This window comes from Deltaproteobacteria bacterium, from assembly GCA_016210005.1.
In the GTDB taxonomy this organism is placed as follows: Bacteria; Desulfobacterota; Binatia; order HRBIN30; family JACQVA1; genus JACQVA1.
Map to the genome: position 1 here is coordinate 16,755 of JACQVA010000017.1, position 17,799 is coordinate 34,553.

Annotated in this window: 10 protein-coding genes; 7 read left to right on the plus strand and 3 right to left on the minus strand. The window is 66.0% G+C overall.

From position 1 onward, the window contains the following. The first annotated feature begins 173 nt into the window (after nucleotides 1-173). The 4 genes from HY699_03175 (at nucleotide 174) to HY699_03190 (ending at nucleotide 5,976) form a co-directional block, all read left to right on the plus strand. Entirely contained in the window at nucleotides 174-1,961 is a 1,788-nt protein-coding gene (locus tag HY699_03175; GenBank protein MBI4514802.1) for a DUF542 domain-containing protein, read from the plus strand. A 47-nt stretch (nucleotides 1,962-2,008) separates the two neighbouring features. Next, nucleotides 2,009-2,638, plus strand: coding sequence for a hypothetical protein (locus HY699_03180; GenBank protein MBI4514803.1), 630 nt, complete (start codon nucleotides 2,009-2,011; stop codon nucleotides 2,636-2,638). Between the two features lie 12 nt (nucleotides 2,639-2,650). After that, nucleotides 2,651-3,214 (plus strand): hemerythrin domain-containing protein, encoded by a 564-nt coding sequence (locus HY699_03185; GenBank protein MBI4514804.1) that lies wholly within the window; start codon nucleotides 2,651-2,653, stop codon nucleotides 3,212-3,214. Between the two features lie 74 nt (nucleotides 3,215-3,288). Beyond that, entirely contained in the window at nucleotides 3,289-5,976 is a 2,688-nt protein-coding gene (locus HY699_03190; protein ID MBI4514805.1) for a PAS domain S-box protein, read from the plus strand. Between the two features lie 143 nt (nucleotides 5,977-6,119). Here the strand turns inward: HY699_03190 and HY699_03195 are convergent, their stop codons facing one another. Both HY699_03195 and HY699_03200 read right to left on the minus strand, forming a co-directional pair. Next, nucleotides 6,120-7,319 carry a hypothetical protein gene (locus HY699_03195; GenBank protein MBI4514806.1) on the minus strand — a complete coding sequence of 400 codons (1,200 nt, stop codon included), beginning with the start codon at nucleotides 7,317-7,319 and terminating at the stop codon, nucleotides 6,120-6,122. 272 nt (nucleotides 7,320-7,591) lie between these two features. Beyond that, nucleotides 7,592-9,991: a hypothetical protein gene (locus HY699_03200; protein MBI4514807.1), complete on the minus strand. Its 2,400-nt coding sequence runs from the start codon at nucleotides 9,989-9,991 to the stop codon at nucleotides 7,592-7,594. Between the two features lie 167 nt (nucleotides 9,992-10,158). On the opposite strand from HY699_03200, the gene HY699_03205 reads away from it, so the two are divergent. After that, nucleotides 10,159-13,338 carry an AAA family ATPase gene (locus HY699_03205; GenBank protein ID MBI4514808.1) on the plus strand — a complete coding sequence of 1,060 codons (3,180 nt, stop codon included), beginning with the start codon at nucleotides 10,159-10,161 and terminating at the stop codon, nucleotides 13,336-13,338. 98 nt (nucleotides 13,339-13,436) lie between these two features. Here the strand turns inward: HY699_03205 and HY699_03210 are convergent, their stop codons facing one another. Further along, complete coding sequence (locus tag HY699_03210; GenBank protein ID MBI4514809.1) at nucleotides 13,437-14,906, minus strand: MBL fold metallo-hydrolase; 1,470 nt, start codon at nucleotides 14,904-14,906, stop codon at nucleotides 13,437-13,439. A gap of 273 nt (nucleotides 14,907-15,179) precedes the next feature. On the opposite strand from HY699_03210, the gene HY699_03215 reads away from it, so the two are divergent. Both HY699_03215 and HY699_03220 read left to right on the plus strand, forming a co-directional pair. Further along, on the plus strand, nucleotides 15,180-16,322 hold the full coding sequence (locus tag HY699_03215; GenBank protein ID MBI4514810.1) for an amidohydrolase: 1,143 nt from the start codon (nucleotides 15,180-15,182) through the stop codon (nucleotides 16,320-16,322). Nucleotides 16,323-16,332: 10 nt separating this feature from the next. Beyond that, nucleotides 16,333-17,550 (plus strand): CoA transferase, encoded by a 1,218-nt coding sequence (locus tag HY699_03220; protein MBI4514811.1) that lies wholly within the window; start codon nucleotides 16,333-16,335, stop codon nucleotides 17,548-17,550. The last annotated feature ends 249 nt before the right edge of the window (nucleotides 17,551-17,799 follow it).

A 17,799-nucleotide genomic window follows, 5' to 3' on the forward strand; every position in this document is an offset into this window, starting at 1 on the left:
ATCGGTCCCACCTCCAAGCGACGATAGCACGTACCGGCGCTCTTGCCGCCAACCCGGCTGGGCCGCGGCCGGGGTGCTGGCCAGCCCGCGCGCGATGCGCTAAGTCTCTGCGTGGCTGAAGCCGCCCATGGCTCGCGCTTGGGTGAGTTCGCCATCAGGGTTTGTGAATGCAGATGTCAGATAGTTTTACCGCCAGCACCACGATCGATGAGGTCTTGCACGTCAATGCCGCCCTCAGCCGCATCCTGAACGCCCGCGGCATCGACACCTGTTGCGGCGGCAGCGCTACCCTCGCCGAAGCCACCGAGATCCGCGGCCTGGGGCTGGCTGAGTTGTTGGCCGAGCTCAATGCCGCCGCCCCTGCGGCGGCGGTAGCGGAGCAACCACCGGGTGAAGCTCCCGCAGCCGTGCGCAGCTGCACGCCGCCGGTGCCGGAAGAGGCGGCCTTGGCGGCGACTCCGAGCGGGGTGACTCAGCCCGTGCCGACTCCCAAACCGGCGCAATTCGTCCCCTTCTTCATTGCCAGTCTGCTGATCGCGCTCACCTTCGGCGCCACGCTCGGCATGTTGACGCTGGCGACAATGACGTTGCCGTGGAGCTTCATCGGCGCCGTGCCGGTCGGTATGGCCAAGATCGCCCACGGCTACTCCCAGGTCTTCGGGTTCGCCACGCTGTTCATCATGGGGGTCGCCTACCACATCATGCCGCGGTTTACCGGCAACCCGGTGGCCACTGTTGGCCTGGCCAAGGCGTCGTTCTGGTTACAAACCGGCGGGGTAGTGCTAATCGCCGCCGGCATGCTTATCGGCGCCCCGGTGGCCGCGCCGGCCAGAGTGCTGGGCTCGCTGTTGCTGCTGGCGGCGGCGACCGCATTCGGCAGCACCGTACACCGTACGCTCGCTGGTGGCACACCGACGCCGGAACACTTGGAGCGCTACTTGCGGGCGGGCTGCGTGTGGCTGCTGCTTGCCAGCGCACTCGCCTGTATCACCGCCGCCGGGGTGGAGGTCTTGCAGCCGGCGGTGTGGGAGACCGCGCTATGGGGCTTTGCTGCCTCGTGGATCTTCGGGATGAGTCTGCGCGTGTTGCCCGTGTTTCTCGGGCTGCCGCCGGCCCCGGGGCGTTACAGCGCCTGGTTGTTCGCGGGCTACCAAGCGGCGGCGGCGCTGTGGATAACGGTTTCAGTGGCCGAGGCTTGGTATCTGATACCGCTCGCGCGAGCGCTGGCCGGCTCCGTGTTGGGGGTTGCGGCGGCGACCTTCGTTGCGCTCATCGGTATTTTCGGCCCGCGGCTCGAACGTCGTGGCAGGAGCGAGCAGGGCTACGAGAAGTTCATGGTCAGCGCCTACGCTTGGCTGCTGGTAGCGCTCTTCTTCGCGCCGGGCTGGAGTGCCGCCGCCGCGCTACGTGGTGGCGCCGCGCCATCGTTGCTCCTCGACTTCGGCCGCCACGCCTTCACCCTCGGTTTTCTCACGCAGATCATTTTCGGCGTCTCTACCCGTATTATTCCCGTGTTCACCGGTGCTCCATTATGGAATCCGGCTTGGCACACGACGACGTATTTCTTGCTCAACGCCGCCGTTTTGGCGCGCGGCCTCGAAGTTGCGGTGGAGCTCGCGGGCTGGTCCGAAGCCTGGCCGTACATCTCGATCAGCGGTCCGCTCGCCGTCGGCGCCTTCGCCGCGTTCAGCGCCAACGTCATGTTGACCGTGCGCTCGCGCCCGCCGGTGGCCGCTGTCAGTGGCGGCGATCCCGTGGCTGATGCGCTGGTGGTAGACCTGCTCCAGGTACCCGGCGCGCTCGATCTCCTGGTGAGCCGCGGCTTTCGCCCGTTGCAGAACCCGGCGATGCGGGCCGCGATGGGCCGCACGCTGACGCTACGGCAGGCCTGCCGAATTCATGGCATCGACGTCACCCCGCTAGCAGCCGAACTGCGCCGCCTGGCGGCACAGCGCTCGTGAGCGTCGCACGCCGTCATCATCACCGCATTCAAGGAGCGAATGGAATCATGGCACACACGGCCCGCGAACATCTCGACCTCAACCTGCGCACGCCGCCGCCGCCGATCCTCATCCGCGATCCCTTTCTCGAGTTCCTCGGCCTGGTCGCGCCGGCCGAACCGGTGGCGGTCACCTTCGAGGACCTAGTCAAGGCCGCCGGCCATCTCTGCCCGACGGTGGCCGGCGCTTACCTGCTCATGCGCCACGGCTTGCTGGCGCTTTACGGCGAGCAGCCGGCGGTACGCGGCGACGTGCGCGTGACCGCTTACGGCGGGCCCACCGATTTCGGCTACGGCCCGATCTCACAGCTCGTGAATCTGGTGATCGGCGCGGCCCCGGAAACCGGCTTCGGCGGCCTCGGTCCGGGCCGCTTTCGCCGCCGCGGCCTGTTCGTCTTTCGCCCCGATGATCTGCGTCACAACGAGTTCGAGCTCGAGCGGCTCGATCGCGGCGAGGCCGTGCACGTCACCTACGAGCCCACCGTCGTCCCCGCGCCCAAGGACCTCGGCGCGGTCATGGGCCCGGCGCTGACCACCGGCGAAGCCGCCGCGGTCGAGCGCTTCCGCGGCCTTTGGCTCGGACGCGTGGCCGAGATTCTCGAAGCCGACGCGCGCGCCGTCAAAATCACCCGTAAGTAGCCGCGCCGCGCCATGATCAACATCGGCGACCCGCCGGCGAGCGATTTCAACGACCCGCTCGGTGTGCTCAGCGACTGTCACCGGCGAGTGGAGCACTTTCTGCAACTTTTGCTCACGGTGACGCAGCAGGCCCAGGGCGGCGAGCTGGCCCCCGATCAGCGCGCCGCCCTGGAAGCCGGGCTGCGCTACTTCGCCGAAGCCGCTCCCAAGCATACCAGCGACGAAGAGGACTCGCTCTTTCCGCGCTTGCGGGCCTGCCGGCACCCCGAGGTTCGCGCCGCGCTCGCCGTCGTCGAGTCCTTGCATGCCGACCACCTCCGCGCTGAACCCGCTCATCAAGTAGTCGACGAACTCGGGCGGCGCTGGCTGGCGGACGGTCGATTGCCGGCCGACTCGGTTCGAACCCTGAGCGAAACCCTGCGCCAACTCGCGGCTACCTACCAGCGCCACATCGCCATCGAAGACACTGAGCTCTTCCCGCTTGCCCGCCGCGCTCTCGACACCGCTGCGGTTGCCGAGCTGGGGCAGGAGATGGCGCGCCGTCGCGGTCTTCGCGTCGGTAGCGGGCCGCGCTGAGCGGCCCAGCGCAAGCGCTTGACTTCTTCGAGCGGTTGCTGGGAAACTCCGGCCCGGTGCTTAATTAAGGGCGCATGGGCATTCCGATTCGGGTCTTGCTGATCGATGACTCCGAGGACGATGCGGCCTTGCTGTTGCACGAGCTCGGCCGCGGCGGGTACGACCCAACCTGGGAGCGAGTGGATACGGCGCCGGCGCTGGCGGCCGCGCTGCAGCATGGGCAGTGGGACCTGATCACTTGCGACTGGGTCATGCCGCAGTTCAGCGCCCCGGCGGCGTTGGCGTTGATCCGGCAACACGGCTGCGACTTGCCCGTCATCATCGTCTCCGGTGCGGTCGGCGAGGAGATCGCGGTCAGCGCAATGCGCGCCGGGGCGCACGACTACGTCAGCAAACACAAGCTGGTACGTTTGGTGCCGGCGATCGAGCGCGAATTGCGCGAGGTCGAAGTGCGGCGCGCCCGCCGGCAGACGGAGCAAGCCTATCGCGCGGTGGTCGAGGAGTCGCTGCAAGGCCTGGCGATCATCCAAGGCTCGGCGATGGTGTTCGCCAACCCGGCCCTGGCCCGCATCAGCGGCGTCTCCGTGGCGGAGTTGCTGCAAATGCCGGTGGCGCAAATGGCCGAGCGCATCCACCCCGCGGAGCGCGCAGAGGTGGCGCGGCGCATGGAGCTGCTCTTAGCCGGCGTGCCCATCCCCTCGCGTACCGAGACGCGGATTGCGCGCAAGGACGGCAGCCTGCGGTGGTTCGAAACCCACACCAGCCGGATCGAGTATCAAGGCAAGCCGGCACTGCAGGTCGCCTTTCTCGACGTCACCGACCGCAAGCGCGCCGAGGAAGCACTGCAAGTTAGCGAGCGCCACTTCCGCGCGCTCATCGAGGGTGCCCTCGATCTGATCGGCATCCTCAATCCCGACGGCACCGTGCGTTACGTCAACCCGGCGCATACGCGGCTGCTCGGCTACTCCGCCGAGGAACTCATCGGCCGCAGGGTCTTCGAGTTGGTGCATCCGGAGGATCGGCAAGCGATTGTGGACGCCTTTCTGGAAGGCGTCGGTGAAGGCTTCACCAGCCGTTCGGTCGAGTTCCGCTTCCGGCACAAGGACGGTTCCTGGAAATCCTTCGAGGGCGTAGGCCGCAACCTCATCGCTGATCCGGTGATCGCCGGCGTGCTGGTGAACTCGCGCGACATCACCGAGCGCAAGCAGGCCGAGGCCGACCGCGCGCGCCTGAGCGCCGCGGTCGAGCAGGCGGCGGAGTTTATCGTCGTTACCGACCCGGACGGAACCATCCGCTACGTCAACCCCGCCGGTGAGCGGCTCAGTGGTTACAGCCGCGACGAACTGTGCGGCCAAAGCCCCGCCCGCTTCGTCTTCGCACCGATCGAGCCCGAGCTGCGCCAGAACTTGCGCGCCGCTTTGGCCCGCGCCGAGGTGTGGTCCGGCTGCCACGTGCAACAGCGCAAGGACGGCACGTCGTGTGAGGTCGAGCTGACGATTTCGCCGGTGCGCGACGCCTCCGGGCAGGTAATCAACTACCTCGCCATCGGACGAGATGTCACCCACGAACGGCAGCTGGAAACGCAGTTGCGCCAGGCCCAGCGGCTGGAGGCGATCGGACGCCTGGCCGGCGGTGTGGCTCATGACTTCAATAATCAGCTCACAGTGATCATCGGCTCAGCGCAATTCCTGCTCACCGGATTGGCCCCCGACGACCCCGGCCGCCAGCATGTGGAGCGCATCGCCGAGACCGCCGACCATTCCGCCCGCCTGGTCCGCCAGCTGCTCACCTTCAGCCGGCAGCAGCCGCTGGAGACTCGCCCATTACAGCTCGGCAATTTGCTCGCCGAGATGGCACCGGTCCTGCGCCTGCTCTTGAGTGAACAGATCTCTCTGCAAGTGAGTACGCTGTCCGAGCTGTGGCCGGTGCAAGCCGATCGGGTTCAGATCGAGCGCGTCATCATCAATCTGGCGGTCAATGCGCGTGACGCCTTGCGCAGCCGGGCGGAGCCGAGCGCGCATGCGGAAGCGAGTCCGGATGCAACGATTGTCATCAGCGCCACCAACGTGCAATTCGAGGCCGTACCCCCGGCGCTGAGCGAACATCTGCGCCCCGGCGCCTATGTACTGCTCGGCGTGCAGGACAACGGACCCGGCATGGAGGCGGCGGTGCGCGAGCGCATCTTCGAGCCTTTTTTCACCACCAAGGATCCAGGTCATGGCACCGGTCTCGGGCTGGCGACGGTGTTCGGGATCATCACTCAGCACGGTGGCCACATCACTTGTACCAGCGAACTGGGGCGGGGCAGCACCTTTCACATCTACCTACCTCGCGGCCAAATTGCCGACCTGCCGGCGCCGCAGCCGCATGCCGCCCAGCTGCGGCCTCGCAGCCCCCAGGAGCCGCGCACCGTGCTGATTGCCGAAGACGAAGACAGTGTCCGCGACGTCGTGCGGCTGGCGCTGGAGGAATCCGGCTACCGCGTCCTGGTTGCCCATGCCGCCGACGATGCCGTGGCGGCCGCTTCCGCCAACGGGGTTGCGGTTGACGTGCTGATCACCGACATGGTGATGCCGGGCGGCAGCGGCACCAAGCTCGCCCAGCGGTTGAGCCAGCACCACCCCGGCATGCGGGTGCTGTTCATTTCGGGCTATCACAATCGGGCCCTCGATCTCTCGGCGCTGCCGGGCGCCCGTTTTCTGCAAAAGCCGTTCGGTTTGGATCAGCTCCTGCAGGCGGTCGAAGAGCTGCTCGCCGGCTGATCTCGACCCTCGTTGAATAGTCGCGACCATCGACCCGGGCACCCGGCCTGGCGCCGGCGCTCATACGACTGAAGCCCGGTCTCCAGATGTGACGCCGAGGGCCGGGATGCGACCCCAAAATTCCCGGATGTCAAAGCCCGCTCTCAACCCGTCCTCTGTACCGTGGCTACCGTGCTGCAGATCGGGCCGCCGATGTTGAGGGTGGCACCGCAGTGGGCGTTGGCAACTTGCAGCGCGGCCGGCGCTGTACCGAGCAGCTGCTGGTGCACCCACCCGATCATGGCAACACCGGTGGCGCTGATCGGATGCCCCTTGGCGATGAGCCCGCCGGAGGTGTTGATCGGGCATCTGCCGTCACGGCGCGCCCAGCCCTCCATGAAGTACCTGAGCCCCTTGCCTGACTCGGCGAGGCCGGTGATCTCGACGGCCAACGGCCCCATCACCGAGAAGCAGTCGTGTACCTCTTGCAGTGACAGGTCCTGCGGCTTCGCGCCGGCCATCTGCATGGCGGCTGCGAAAGCGCGTCCGGCGCCCACCGGCTTGAGCAAGCTCTCGCCCCGCGAGGCCATCGATAAGCTGTCGGTCGCTTGGCCGAACCCCACCAGTACGGTGGCCGCCGACTTGCCCACCCCCAACCTCGCCAGCCCTTGGTCGTCGCAGACGATGATTCGAGCCCAGCCATCGGAGATCTGCGAGCACTCGAACAGCTTGAGCGGCAGCGGCGGATCGCTGAAGAGCCGGTGACTGGCCAGCACCGCCTCCTTGGTCACAGGTGCTCTGGGTTGGTGCATGTGCGCCAACGGGTTGTGCGAGGCGTTCTCGTAGAACAGCGGCGGGATGCAGGCGAACTCCTCCTCGCTGTAGCCGTACGCCTTCATGTAGCTATCCATGATGACCGCAAACGAGTGAGGGAACGTTAGCGGTGGGAACAAGTCCTCCTTGTGCGCGGCAGCGCCGAGCGCCTCGCCGACGACCTTGGAGTCGAGCTTGCCTTCGAGCGGGTGCATCTTCTCGACACCGATAGCGAGGGCGATGTGCGCCTGCTCGGCCAAGATGGCGGTGGCGCAGTCGAGCACTGCGAGGCCGCCCGAGTCACAGGCATTGGCGACCGCCTTGATGCTCTTGCCGGTGTATGCCGGGTCCATGGCGACCAGCCCGGCGATAAGTAGTTGACTATTCAGCGTCGGCGTCAACAAGCCGGCGATGGCGATGTAATCGATCGCGCGGCGGTCGATGTCGTCGAGGTCCTTCGCCCCCGCGTCGTCAATCATCGACTCGATCGGATAGTTGCCGAGATTGCCGAAACGGCTCTGCGCGTAACGGACGAGATAGATCTTCTTCATCGGCGCACCTCCCGCGGGTTCTTCTTGTGCCCAGCATGCTCGGACACAAGAGCCGGCTCACGGCATGACTGCCCTGATCTCGCCTCGTATTGAGCGAGTCACATTTGCGTGACTCCCCGGCGACCGCCCCAACGCGACATCCATTAGCGGGCGGCACCATCCCGGCCAGCCTTTCGCAGCAGAGCGCATTTCGCCGGGTGCTGCAACCGGCGTGCGCAGATGGCGGGCTATTGCTTCATCCGCATTCCCATCGCCGCTGGAATGAATCAAGACTACGGCGCGCAGATTAGGGTGAGCCCGTCCACGTCAAGTACCAGCTGCGGCGAGTTGACGTATGACTTGCTCACCGTAGCCAGGTTGACTCGCCCCGCCCCGGTCCAAGTGCCTCTTTGGCGCAGAGGGACTCGGATCGTAAAGGGCGCTGTGCACACGCCGATCTGTGTATCTACAACTGGTAGCTGCAGCCCGCTTGTGCCAGTTCGCCAATCGCGCAGGTCCTGTAATGCCGCCACCAGGCTGGCAGAGTTGGCCGGGTCGTAACTCTGTCGTGGTAATACGATGCGGATCGCATCGGCTACACCTATCTGTGGACACGTGGGCAGATTGGGATCGAGGTTGTTCAGACACGCCACCACCCTGAACCCACAGGCGGTAGCCTCTGTACCGAAATCACACGTCGGATCATTGTTGTGGCAAGTCTGGATTCCGTTGGGCCGGCCGCCCCGGTCTAGTGCGGGGGTGTTGTTGGGGTTAACCACGGCCCATTCGACAAGACACGAACGCTTATCATTCACGCCGCGACTCGCTCCGTTACCGGGAATCAGTTCGTAGTTGCAATTATTGTCGCAACCGTCGCCGTTGACGGCATTGCCGTCGTCGCACTGCTCGCCGCGGTTGAGTACACCATCGAGGACGCACGGCGGCAGCGTCGGCGTCGGCGTGCGAGTCGGTACCGGCGTACGCGTAGCGGTTGGCGTCCGGGTGCGGGTCAAGGTGGGTGTCTGCGTCGGGGTTAGACTGGCAGTTGCGCTTGCCGTCGGGGTTGAGGTCGGAGTTGCCGACGGTGTCTCGGTCGGGACTTGGCATACTGACCCGTCATCAGCTTGCCCGTTGCAGTCGTTATCGAGCCCGTCGCACACCTCGGCGCTTGGAGCTTGGTTCCCGTTGCACACCAGCGCCCCGCCGCTGCACGCTGTCGTGCCCGCGGAGCACACGCCGAGCAGACCGGTGTTGCACGCCGCGCCGCCGCCCGGGTTGCCATCGTCAACCTGCGCGTTGCAGTCGTTGTCGACCCCGTCGCAGACCTCGGCGCTGGGAGCTTGGTTCCCGTTGCACACCAGCGCCCCGCCGCTGCACGCCGTCGTGCCCGCCGCGCAAACGCCGAGCAGACCGGTGTTGCACGCCGCGCCGCCGCCCGGGTTGCCATCGTCGACCTGCCCGTTGCAGTCGTTGTCGACCCCGTCACAGATCTCGGCCGTCGGGTTCTGGCAGGTTCCGAGACAGATACCGCACGTGCACTGGTCGTTGCTGCTGTTCGGGTTCCCGTCGGCACAGGTTTGGCCGTTCTTTACCGGCAGCGTCGCGCAGCCACCGGTCGATGGATCGCACATGCCGGCATTGCACTGATCATCGAGGTTGCTGCAGTCGAGCGGGATGCCGGAGCAGTCACTGTTGGAGCACGTATCGTTCACGGTGCACGGGTTGCCGTCGTCACAGGCACCGGTGCCGGTGCACGGGATCACCGGTGCGGCTGTGGAGACGATGTAATTGTCGACTCGCTGGCCGGCCATAAAGCCACGTGGATCGGACTCGAATTCCACGCCGGTGGCGCCGGAGTTGGTCCCGCTAACCGCCGGTAGGCTGATCGTTGTCACCAGCAGGCCGTCCCAGGTCTTGAAGACCTGTAGTTGGTTATCGAGTACCACCCGCAGGGTAGCCGGGCTGCTGCCCTGGACCGACACCAGCATCGTGTGGAAAGCAGAGGCATTGAAGGCGGCCCGCCGCGCGCTCCGCGCTACGATGCCGTCGGGGATGACGGGGGTGGTGGTGTTCTTGGGAGCGACGCGAACTTCTCCGAAACTATCCAGCTCGACCCGAAAGCCGCTCGCCGAGCCGCCGCGCACGCCGTCCCCGGTGTACGCATTGCGGCTGCGGAAGTAGATATTCGCCGTCGTGGCATCGACGTCGCAGGCGTAAACGCCCCTATCGCCGGGACTCGCCTGCATCGGAACCAGTATGCTGGCCTGGATGTTTAGATCCTGTCCGACGTTGGTGCTGCTGGTGCAGCAGGTCGAAGTCGCGCTGACCTCGAACCCACCACCGCCGTAGTAGTTGCTGGCGTTGAGAACGCTGTTGTTTTCGATCGTCGCGCCGACCACGTTGCAGAAGCCGGTGCCTTTTAACCCGATATACCCCTTCGAGCCGGTACCGCCGAAGGCACTGTCACTCATCCCGAGCGAATAGTTCGGGTTTGCCGGATCATTGGCGGTGCCACACTGCGCTCCGGCGCTGCGATTGAAGCTGTCCGAAAACAGCACCGACGCCAGCGCCGGCGCAGAGCCGAAGGCGGCGGCGCAGAGCATCACCGCGGTGAGAACCCATGCTCTCGTTCGCGGCGCTCTGGCACCACGTGCTGATCGCTTTACTCGCCTGCTGCCCTGGTCGCGCGTCATGCCCGCCTCCTATGATCTAGCGTGATCTAGTGCCGGGCACGGAGCCCCGCAGTTTTACTGATGGTCGCAATACCCCAGCCGCCGGGCCAAAGCTTGAGGGACAGCTGAGGATTTCGTGAGGAAAGCGGGGAATTTCCATGGTAAGAAGACAGCGTGAGGGTACGGCGATGATTCGGGCCTTTGGGGAATTCGAGCTTGATGACGAACTGTTCCAGCTCCGGCGCAATCGCCGCGCCATCAAGTTGGAACCGAAGGCGTTCGACCTCCTGGCCTACCTGTTCACCAACAGGGATCGAGTCGTGGGCAAACAGGAGCTATTCGAGCGGCTGTGGCCGGGGCAGTTCGTCAGCGACTCTGCGTTGTCGTATTGCATCAAGGCGGTGCGCCAGGCGGTCGGCGACCGCGGCGATTGCCAGCGCGTGATCGCCACCGTACCCCGGCGGGGTTACCGGTTTGTCGCGCCGACTACCGAACTTGATCCCGCCGGCGCGGTCGCCGGCCAGCTCGCCAGCGGCGGCGAGTCGGGTTACACAGCAAACGGCAACTTCATCGGTCGCTCGCAGGTGCTAGCCACGCTGCAGCGGGCCTTGGCGACCACCGCCGCGGGCCGGGGCCAACTGGTATTGCTCTGCGGCGAGCCGGGCATCGGCAAGACCCGGACGGCGGATGAACTGGCCAGTCTCGCGCGGGCCCGCTCGGTGCGGGCGCTGATCGGTCGTTGCCACGAGGGCGAGGGGGCGCCGCCCTTTTGGCCTTGGACGCAGATCTTGCGCACGCATCTGCGGCACTTGGAGTCGGCGGCGCTGCCGGCGCTGTTGGGTCACGGCGCTGCCAACCTGGTGCAGCTGGTGCCCGAGCTGGCCGCCCGCCTGCCTGGGCTGGCGGGCGCGATCGCACCCGCCGAGACCGAGCAGGCTCGCTTTCGCTTGTTCGAGGGCGTCGTCAACTTGCTCGACGCCAGTGGTCGGACACAACCGCTGGCCGTCATCCTCGACGACCTTCACTGGGCCGACACCCCGTCGTTGCTGCTGTTGCAGTTCGTTGCCCGCGCAATTACGGACTCCCGCGTCCTCGTGCTCGCAACCTACCGCGACACCGACGTGCGACCGCAGCAAGCGCTGACCCACGCCCTAGGGGATCTAGTGCGCGCACCCAACAGCCAGCGCATCGAACTCGCCGGCCTCGAGGCCGGCGACGTCGCCCGTTTCGTCGAGCGGGTGCTCGGACAAACGCCGCCGGTATCACTGGTCAGCGCCATTCACCGGCAGACCGAGGGCAATCCGTTCTTCGTCACCGAAGTGGTCCGCTTCCTGAGCGCCAGCGGGCAACTCGCTCAGCTCGCCACCGGCACGCTGACGTTGTCAGTGCCGCCCACGGTCCGCGACGCCATCGTCCGGCGTCTCGGGCAGCTGTCGCCCGCCTGCCGCGCGCTGTTGGCAGGCGCCGCGGTCCTCGGGCGCGACTTCGATATTGCCCTGCTAGCCGAGGCCTCGGCGCTCGTCATCTCAGTAGACGAGGCCATACCCTCCCCGCGTGCCACGCTATTGGATCTGTTGGATGAGGCGCGTGCGGCCGGGATCATCGAGACTATGCCGCAACCGGTCGGGGCGTATCGTTTCGGGCATGCCTTGATCCGTGAGACGCTCTACGAGGGCTTGAGTACAGCCGAGCGAATCGCTTGGCACCAGCGAGCCGGCGAGGCCCTGGAGCATTCGTCCGAGCGCGACAGCGGCATCCGTCTGGCAGAGTTGGCGCACCATTTCACTGAGGCAGCCGTGGGCGGCGAGGTGCACAAAGGGGTGCATTACGCCGAGCGCGCCGCCGAGCAGGCGGCGATGCAGTTGGCGTACGAAGATGCCGCCAGCCAATACGAACGCGCCCTGCAACTAAGCGCGCTCGATCCGTCGCTCGCCGGCCGGCGGGGGGAGTTGCTGTTGGCCCTCGGGCACAACCAATGGCGGGCGGGCGAGCTGGCGCGCGCCCGCGCCACCTATCATGCCGCGGCGGTTGCGGCGCGGGCGGAGCAGGCGCCGGAGCGCTTTGCGCGCGCCGCGCTCGGTTACGGCGGTGGCTTTCGCGGCTTTACCCTCGGCACCATCGACCCGGTGTTGATCGATCTGTTGGAAGAAGCATCGGCCTTGCTGCCGGCACACGACAGCGCCCTGCGCGCGCAAGTGACCGCGCGCCAGGCGGTGGCGCTGTACGACCTGCCCAATTCGCTGCCGCGCCGCGATACGCTCAGCCGCGGCGCGGTCGAGATGGCCGAGCGCATCGGCGACAGCGCGGCCCAAGTCGGAACGCTGTCGTGCCGCCACTGGGCCATCTGGGGGCCGGATAATCTTGCCGACCGCACCGCCGCCGCCAACGCCATGGTCAGCCTGGCCGAGCGAGTCGGGGATCTCGAGATGGCGCTCCAGGCCCATCGCTTCCGGCTGATCGATGCCCTCGAAGTCGGCGACATCCACGCGGTGACACTGGACCTCGCCGCGTGTGCTCGGCTGGCCGAGCAGCTGCGCCAGCCATACTACGAATGGTATGTCCTCGGCTTTCGGGCTTTGCAGGCGTTTCTCGCCGGCCAATTCAGCGACAGCGAGCGCTTCTCGCAACAGGCGCTTGCGATCGGGCAACGGGCGCAGAGCAGCAACATCAGCCAGATGTACGGCGCGCAAATCCTCGCCCTGCGCCGCGAGCAAGGTCGGGTGGCGGAAGTCGAGCCCATGCTGCAAGGCCTGGTCGCCCAATTTCCGACCGTACCGTCATGGCGCTGCGGGCTGCTATACGCGCTTGCCGAACTCAATCGCGCCGACGAGGCCAAGGCCCAACTCGCCATTCTGGCGGCCGGAGACTTTGCCGGCATACCGCGCGACATGTTCTGGTTGGTGGCCATGGCGGGTTTGGGCGACGTCTGCGCCACACTCGGTGACGTTGCCCGCGCCGAGCTATTGTATCGGTTGCTCCTGCCCTTCCGCGACCGCAACGCCGTCAACGTCGTCGGTACCTGCACCACCTCGATCGCGCGACCGCTCGGCCGCCTGGCAGCGCTCATCGCTCGGCCCGACCATGCCCGCCAGCACTTCGAGGACGCACTGGCAATTGAAGGGGGAATGGGTGCGCGTCCGCTGCTCGCACACACACAGCACGACTACGCGGCGATGCTGCTGACTACTGGCGCCGCCAGCGACCGCGACCGAGCCCGCCAACTGCTGGCAGCGGCGGTGGAGAGCTACGAACAGATGGGCATGCACAGCTTCGCCCAGCGCGCCGCCCAGCTGGTGCCGCGTCCACAGCCTGCACGGCGCACCACCATGACCCGCCGCACCAAAGTAACCCCGCTGCGAAGACGCTAGGCCGAGAGCTGGGGACGCACGTTCTGAGATGAAGACGCGGCTAGGAGGCTGAGCGGGTTCACGGCCTCGCCCAGCCGGCGCATTCGCCGGCTGGTTCCTCAGGGCGATACGCCGGCGCGAAACACCTGGTACTCGAACTGATTGCCGCTCTCGCGCATGGTCGCAACCAGGACCAAGTTGCCGTCCGTGCGCACGTTGACCAGACCGTAGACCAAATCGAGCGCGAGCGGTGTCTGCCCGAGCGGGCGCAGCGCCTTACCTTTACCTGGCGGGTCGAAGCGCGCAGCCGCGGGTTTGACCTTCGCGACCGCCTTCTTATCACCGCTCTGGTAGTCGAACTCGAAGGCATCCGCATACCCGAGCGCAACCGAACGGGCCAGCTCGGTTGAATACAGCAACGGCGGCTGGACGGCTCCGTCCGGCGCGAGGCTTTCACGGCCGTAGCGAGCCGACGCCCCCAACACCCGCGGCCGCGGGTGGGCGTAGCTTTCGTTGTCACCGCTTGAGATTACCGTTGCGCGTGCGGCCATGGCCTTGACGAACTCCAAGTCGATATCATCGGAGCCGTGATGGCAGCCCTTGGCGACGTCGGCGCTGAACTCGTCATTGGAGACGTAGCTCAGGAGCAGTCGCTGGGCGGCGGTGTTGAGGTCGCCGGTGAGCAGGATGCGGCAGGCACCATATTCGACCCGCATAACAACCGAGTGACCGTTGCGGGTCACCGAGGCACTGCCGAGGTCGCGCAGGCCGACAGCGTCGGCGTCGAGGCGTTCCGCAATCGGGCCGAGCACTCGTATAACAGAGGCACCCTGCTCCGGCCGGTAGCCCGGCAGGTACTCGTCGGCGGCCGACAGCCGGCTCACGTGTTTGGGCACTTTGCCGACCAGTGCCGCGCAGCGGGCGAAGTCGCCATCGAACGGGCGCGCCGGGTTACGAAAGTCGTCCTTGCCGTTGAGCAGCTCGGTAATGAACGTGCCGTCGCGGTCGATGCCACGATGGCCGCGCGGGAAGGGGACGACGCTCCCCGATCGGGTCTGGCCGAGCGGGTCGGCGCCGCGGAATCGCCCCATGCCGTTGTGGTACAGATTGTCCACCGACACCGCGAAGGTGCGCTCGGGCCGCGAGCCGGCGGCGGGGAGACGACCGCCGAGAACGTTGATGAGGCCGCCGTAATGATCGTAGTCGGCGTGCGTCATGATGACGTTGTTCAACGTCACCGCCGTCTGTCCAAGGTCGGTCAGAAACTTCCAGCGCAGGAAGTTCGGCGCCCCCTTCTTGGTGTCCTGGTCCTCACTGGCAATCCCGGCGTCGATGAGGTGCCAGCGGCCATCCGGCGTCTTCATCAGCACGCCGTCGCCCTGGCCGACATCGATCACGTACAGCTCGAGCAGCGACTCGTCGCCGAGATGCTGATTGCCGATTCTGCCCTCGACGCCGCGCGCTCGTACGACACTGTCCTTGCTGCCGACCTTCACCACCTCACAGGCGTCGCCCCAGAGCAGCTGCACGCGCCCACCGGCCTTGGTGACGAGGTACTGAGCCATGCTCTTCACATAACGCACTGCCATGCCGTACTCCTTTCGTTGAATTCGTGCTTCCACAAAAGGGCCGCCAGCACACACCCCGTTACTTCACTTGCTGTCGATCGACCCACACGCTTGCGCGAGCTTACTGCCGGACTGGGGCGCGCGCAAGCGCGGCAAAGACCTTGGCGGATTGCCGATCTATGGCGGCGACCTATGGGACTCATGCAAACTCGGTCTTTGATCGGCGTTGGACCATCTGCGTATACGAAGATCAACCATTATCACTGGGGCGTTGTTCTCGGTCAGGGAGGAAGTATGACCAGCGCGATCGACTATATGCTGATTTCAACCGATGACCACATCATCGAGCCGCCAGACGTGTGGCACGGGCGGTTGGAGGCCAAGTACCAGTCGCGCGCGCCGCAGATCGTCGAGCTCGACGGCGAGGAGCGTTGGGTCTTCGAGGACCAGAAGCTGATCAACACCGGGCTGTCAGTGATGGCCGGGAAGAAGTACGAAGACTACAACCCGAAGGCGGCGCGCTTCGCCGACATGCGACCCGGCTGCTACGATCCCAAGGAACGGCTCAAGGATATGGACCTCGACGGCATCGAGGCGCAAGTGCTGTTCCCGAGCACGCCCGGCATGGCCGGGCAGACGTTTTCCGAAGCCAACGACAAGGAGCTGGCGCTACGCTGCCTGCAAACTTACAACGACTGGCTCGCCGATAGCTGGTGCGCGCCGAATCCGCGGCGGCTGATCGGGCAGACGATCGTGCCGCTGTGGGATATGAGGCTGGCGGTCGCCGAGTTCCAGCGCGGCTTGAGGCTCGGTCACAAGGCGCTCTCAATGCCGAACGATCCGCAGAGTATGGGCTATCCGCGGTTGTCCGACCGGTACTGGGACCCGCTGTGGGACACAGTCGAAGAGGCGGGCGTCCCGGTGTCGATGCACATCGCCTCGGGGACACAGAAGCGCTGGTTCCCACTCACACCGGGTGAGGGCTCGCCGGCAACAGTATTCATCACGGTCGGACCGACAGCCAATTTCACCGTCATTGCCGACATGATCTTCAGCGGCCTGTTACACCGCCACCCAAAGCTGCGTTTCGTCTCCGCGGAAGGCGGCATCGGTTGGATCGGCTATCTGCTGCAACGCGCGGACGAGGTCTATCACAAGCATCGCCACTGGAGTAAGCCGCCGATCACCGAGAAGCCGAGTTTCTACTTTCGCCGGCAGATCTTCGCCAACTTCCTCGACGACGCCGTCGGAATCACGGCGCGCCACCACATCGGCGTCGACAATCTGATGTTCGAGGTCGACTATCCGCACAGCGACACGACCTTCCCGAACTCGCGCCGGATCGCGAGCGAGCGCTTCAGCGAGGTGCCGGCCGGCGAGGCCCGCAAGATCTTTCGCGACAACGCGATCCGGTTGTTCAAGCTCGATCTGGCGTGAGCGATTGGCGATGGACGGAGCGTTGCAAGGATTCAAGGTCCTCGAAGTCGCCCAGTGGTGGTTCGTGCCGGCGGCGTGCGCCGTGCTGGCGGATTGGGGCGCCGGCGTGATCAAGATCGAGCACCCGGCAACCGGCGACCCGCAGCGCGGCCTGGCGGCGATGGGCTGGAAGTCGAAGGAAGGCAACGTCGACTTCATGATGCAGCAGTCCAACCGCGGTAAGCGCAGCGTCGGCCTCGACCTCGCGACGCCCGACGGCCGCGAGCTGCTCTACCGGCTGGCGCGGGACAGTGACGTGTTCGTGACCAGCTTCCTGCCCGATGCTCGGCGCCGTCTGCAGATCGACGTCGAGGACATCCGCGCCATCAATCCGAAGATCGTCTACGTGCGCGGCTCGGGCCAGGGGCCGCACGGGCCGGACTGCGAGAAGGGCGGCTACGACGCCACCGCATTCTGGTCGCGCGGCGGTCTCGCTGCCGCGCTGACACCGGCGGCCGCGGACGAACCGGTAATGCAACGGCCGGCGTTCGGCGACTCGATCGGCGCGCTCGCGTTAGCAGGCGGCATCACCGCGGCCTTGCTGCGGCGCGAGCGCACTGGCACCGCTGCCGTGATCGACGTCTCGCTACTCAGCACCGCCATGTGGGTGCTGGCGCCCGATATCGTGGCCTGCAAGCTGGTCGATCCGGCGCGTTGGATGCCGCCATACCACCGCGCCACCCATTTCAATCCGGTCGCCAACGCCTACCCGACCAAGGACCGGCGCTGGATCATGCTGGTCATGCTGCAGGCGTCACGGCACTGGCCGGACTTCTGCCGTCACATCGATCGGCCCGACCTGATCGACGACCCCCGGTTCGCTAGCGACGCAGCTCGCTTCGAAAACCGCGCGGCGTGCATCGCCGAGCTCGATAAAGCCTTCGCGGTGCGGCCGCTCGATGAGTGGCGGGTAAAGCTCGCGACCATGGAAGGCGCGTGGGCACCGATGCAAACACCGGCGGAGATACTCGACGACCCGCAAGCAATCGCCAATGGCTACCTTCCCGAGGTCGATGGCGGCGACAAGGGCAAGTTCCAACTCGTCGCTAGCCCGGTGCAATTCGACGAGCAGGTGCCCACCCTGCGCCCGAGTCCGGAGATGGGGCAACACACTGAGGCAGTGCTACTCGAACACGGACTCTCGTGGGACGAGATCGCCGCCCTCAAGGCGTCGGGCGCGATTCTGTAACGCTCTCGGAGGGCAAGCGCACGGCTGCGCAGAGACCGCAATCGTGCGGGAGAAGCAGCTGAAGAAGTGGCGTCGCGCCTGGAAGATCGAGCTGATCGAAGCTCAGAACCCGGACTGGCGAGACCTCTATGACCTGATCCTGCCCGAGAAGTGTTCGCTGGACACGGTGACGTGAGATGTTAGGGTCCTTCAGCAAGCTTGGCAAAGACTTTGAAGAACTCGGCGATGTCGTCCATGCGTGGCAGCCCG

Excerpts from the sequence above, each read along its gene's own strand:
- HY699_03190 (MBI4514805.1), top strand. The coding sequence starts at position 3,289 with ATGGGCATTCCGATTCGGGTCTTGCTGATCGATGACTCCGAGGACGAT.
- HY699_03215 (MBI4514810.1), top strand. The coding sequence starts at position 15,180 with ATGACCAGCGCGATCGACTATATGCTGATTTCAACCGATGACCACATC.
- HY699_03175 (MBI4514802.1), top strand. The coding sequence starts at position 174 with ATGTCAGATAGTTTTACCGCCAGCACCACGATCGATGAGGTCTTGCAC.
- HY699_03205 (MBI4514808.1), top strand. The coding sequence starts at position 10,159 with ATGATTCGGGCCTTTGGGGAATTCGAGCTTGATGACGAACTGTTCCAG.
- HY699_03210 (MBI4514809.1), bottom strand. The coding sequence starts at position 14,906 with ATGGCAGTGCGTTATGTGAAGAGCATGGCTCAGTACCTCGTCACCAAG.
- HY699_03200 (MBI4514807.1), bottom strand. The coding sequence starts at position 9,991 with ATGACGCGCGACCAGGGCAGCAGGCGAGTAAAGCGATCAGCACGTGGT.
- HY699_03195 (MBI4514806.1), bottom strand. The coding sequence starts at position 7,319 with ATGAAGAAGATCTATCTCGTCCGTTACGCGCAGAGCCGTTTCGGCAAT.
- HY699_03180 (MBI4514803.1), top strand. The coding sequence starts at position 2,009 with ATGGCACACACGGCCCGCGAACATCTCGACCTCAACCTGCGCACGCCG.
- HY699_03220 (MBI4514811.1), top strand. The coding sequence starts at position 16,333 with ATGGACGGAGCGTTGCAAGGATTCAAGGTCCTCGAAGTCGCCCAGTGG.
- HY699_03185 (MBI4514804.1), top strand. The coding sequence starts at position 2,651 with ATGATCAACATCGGCGACCCGCCGGCGAGCGATTTCAACGACCCGCTC.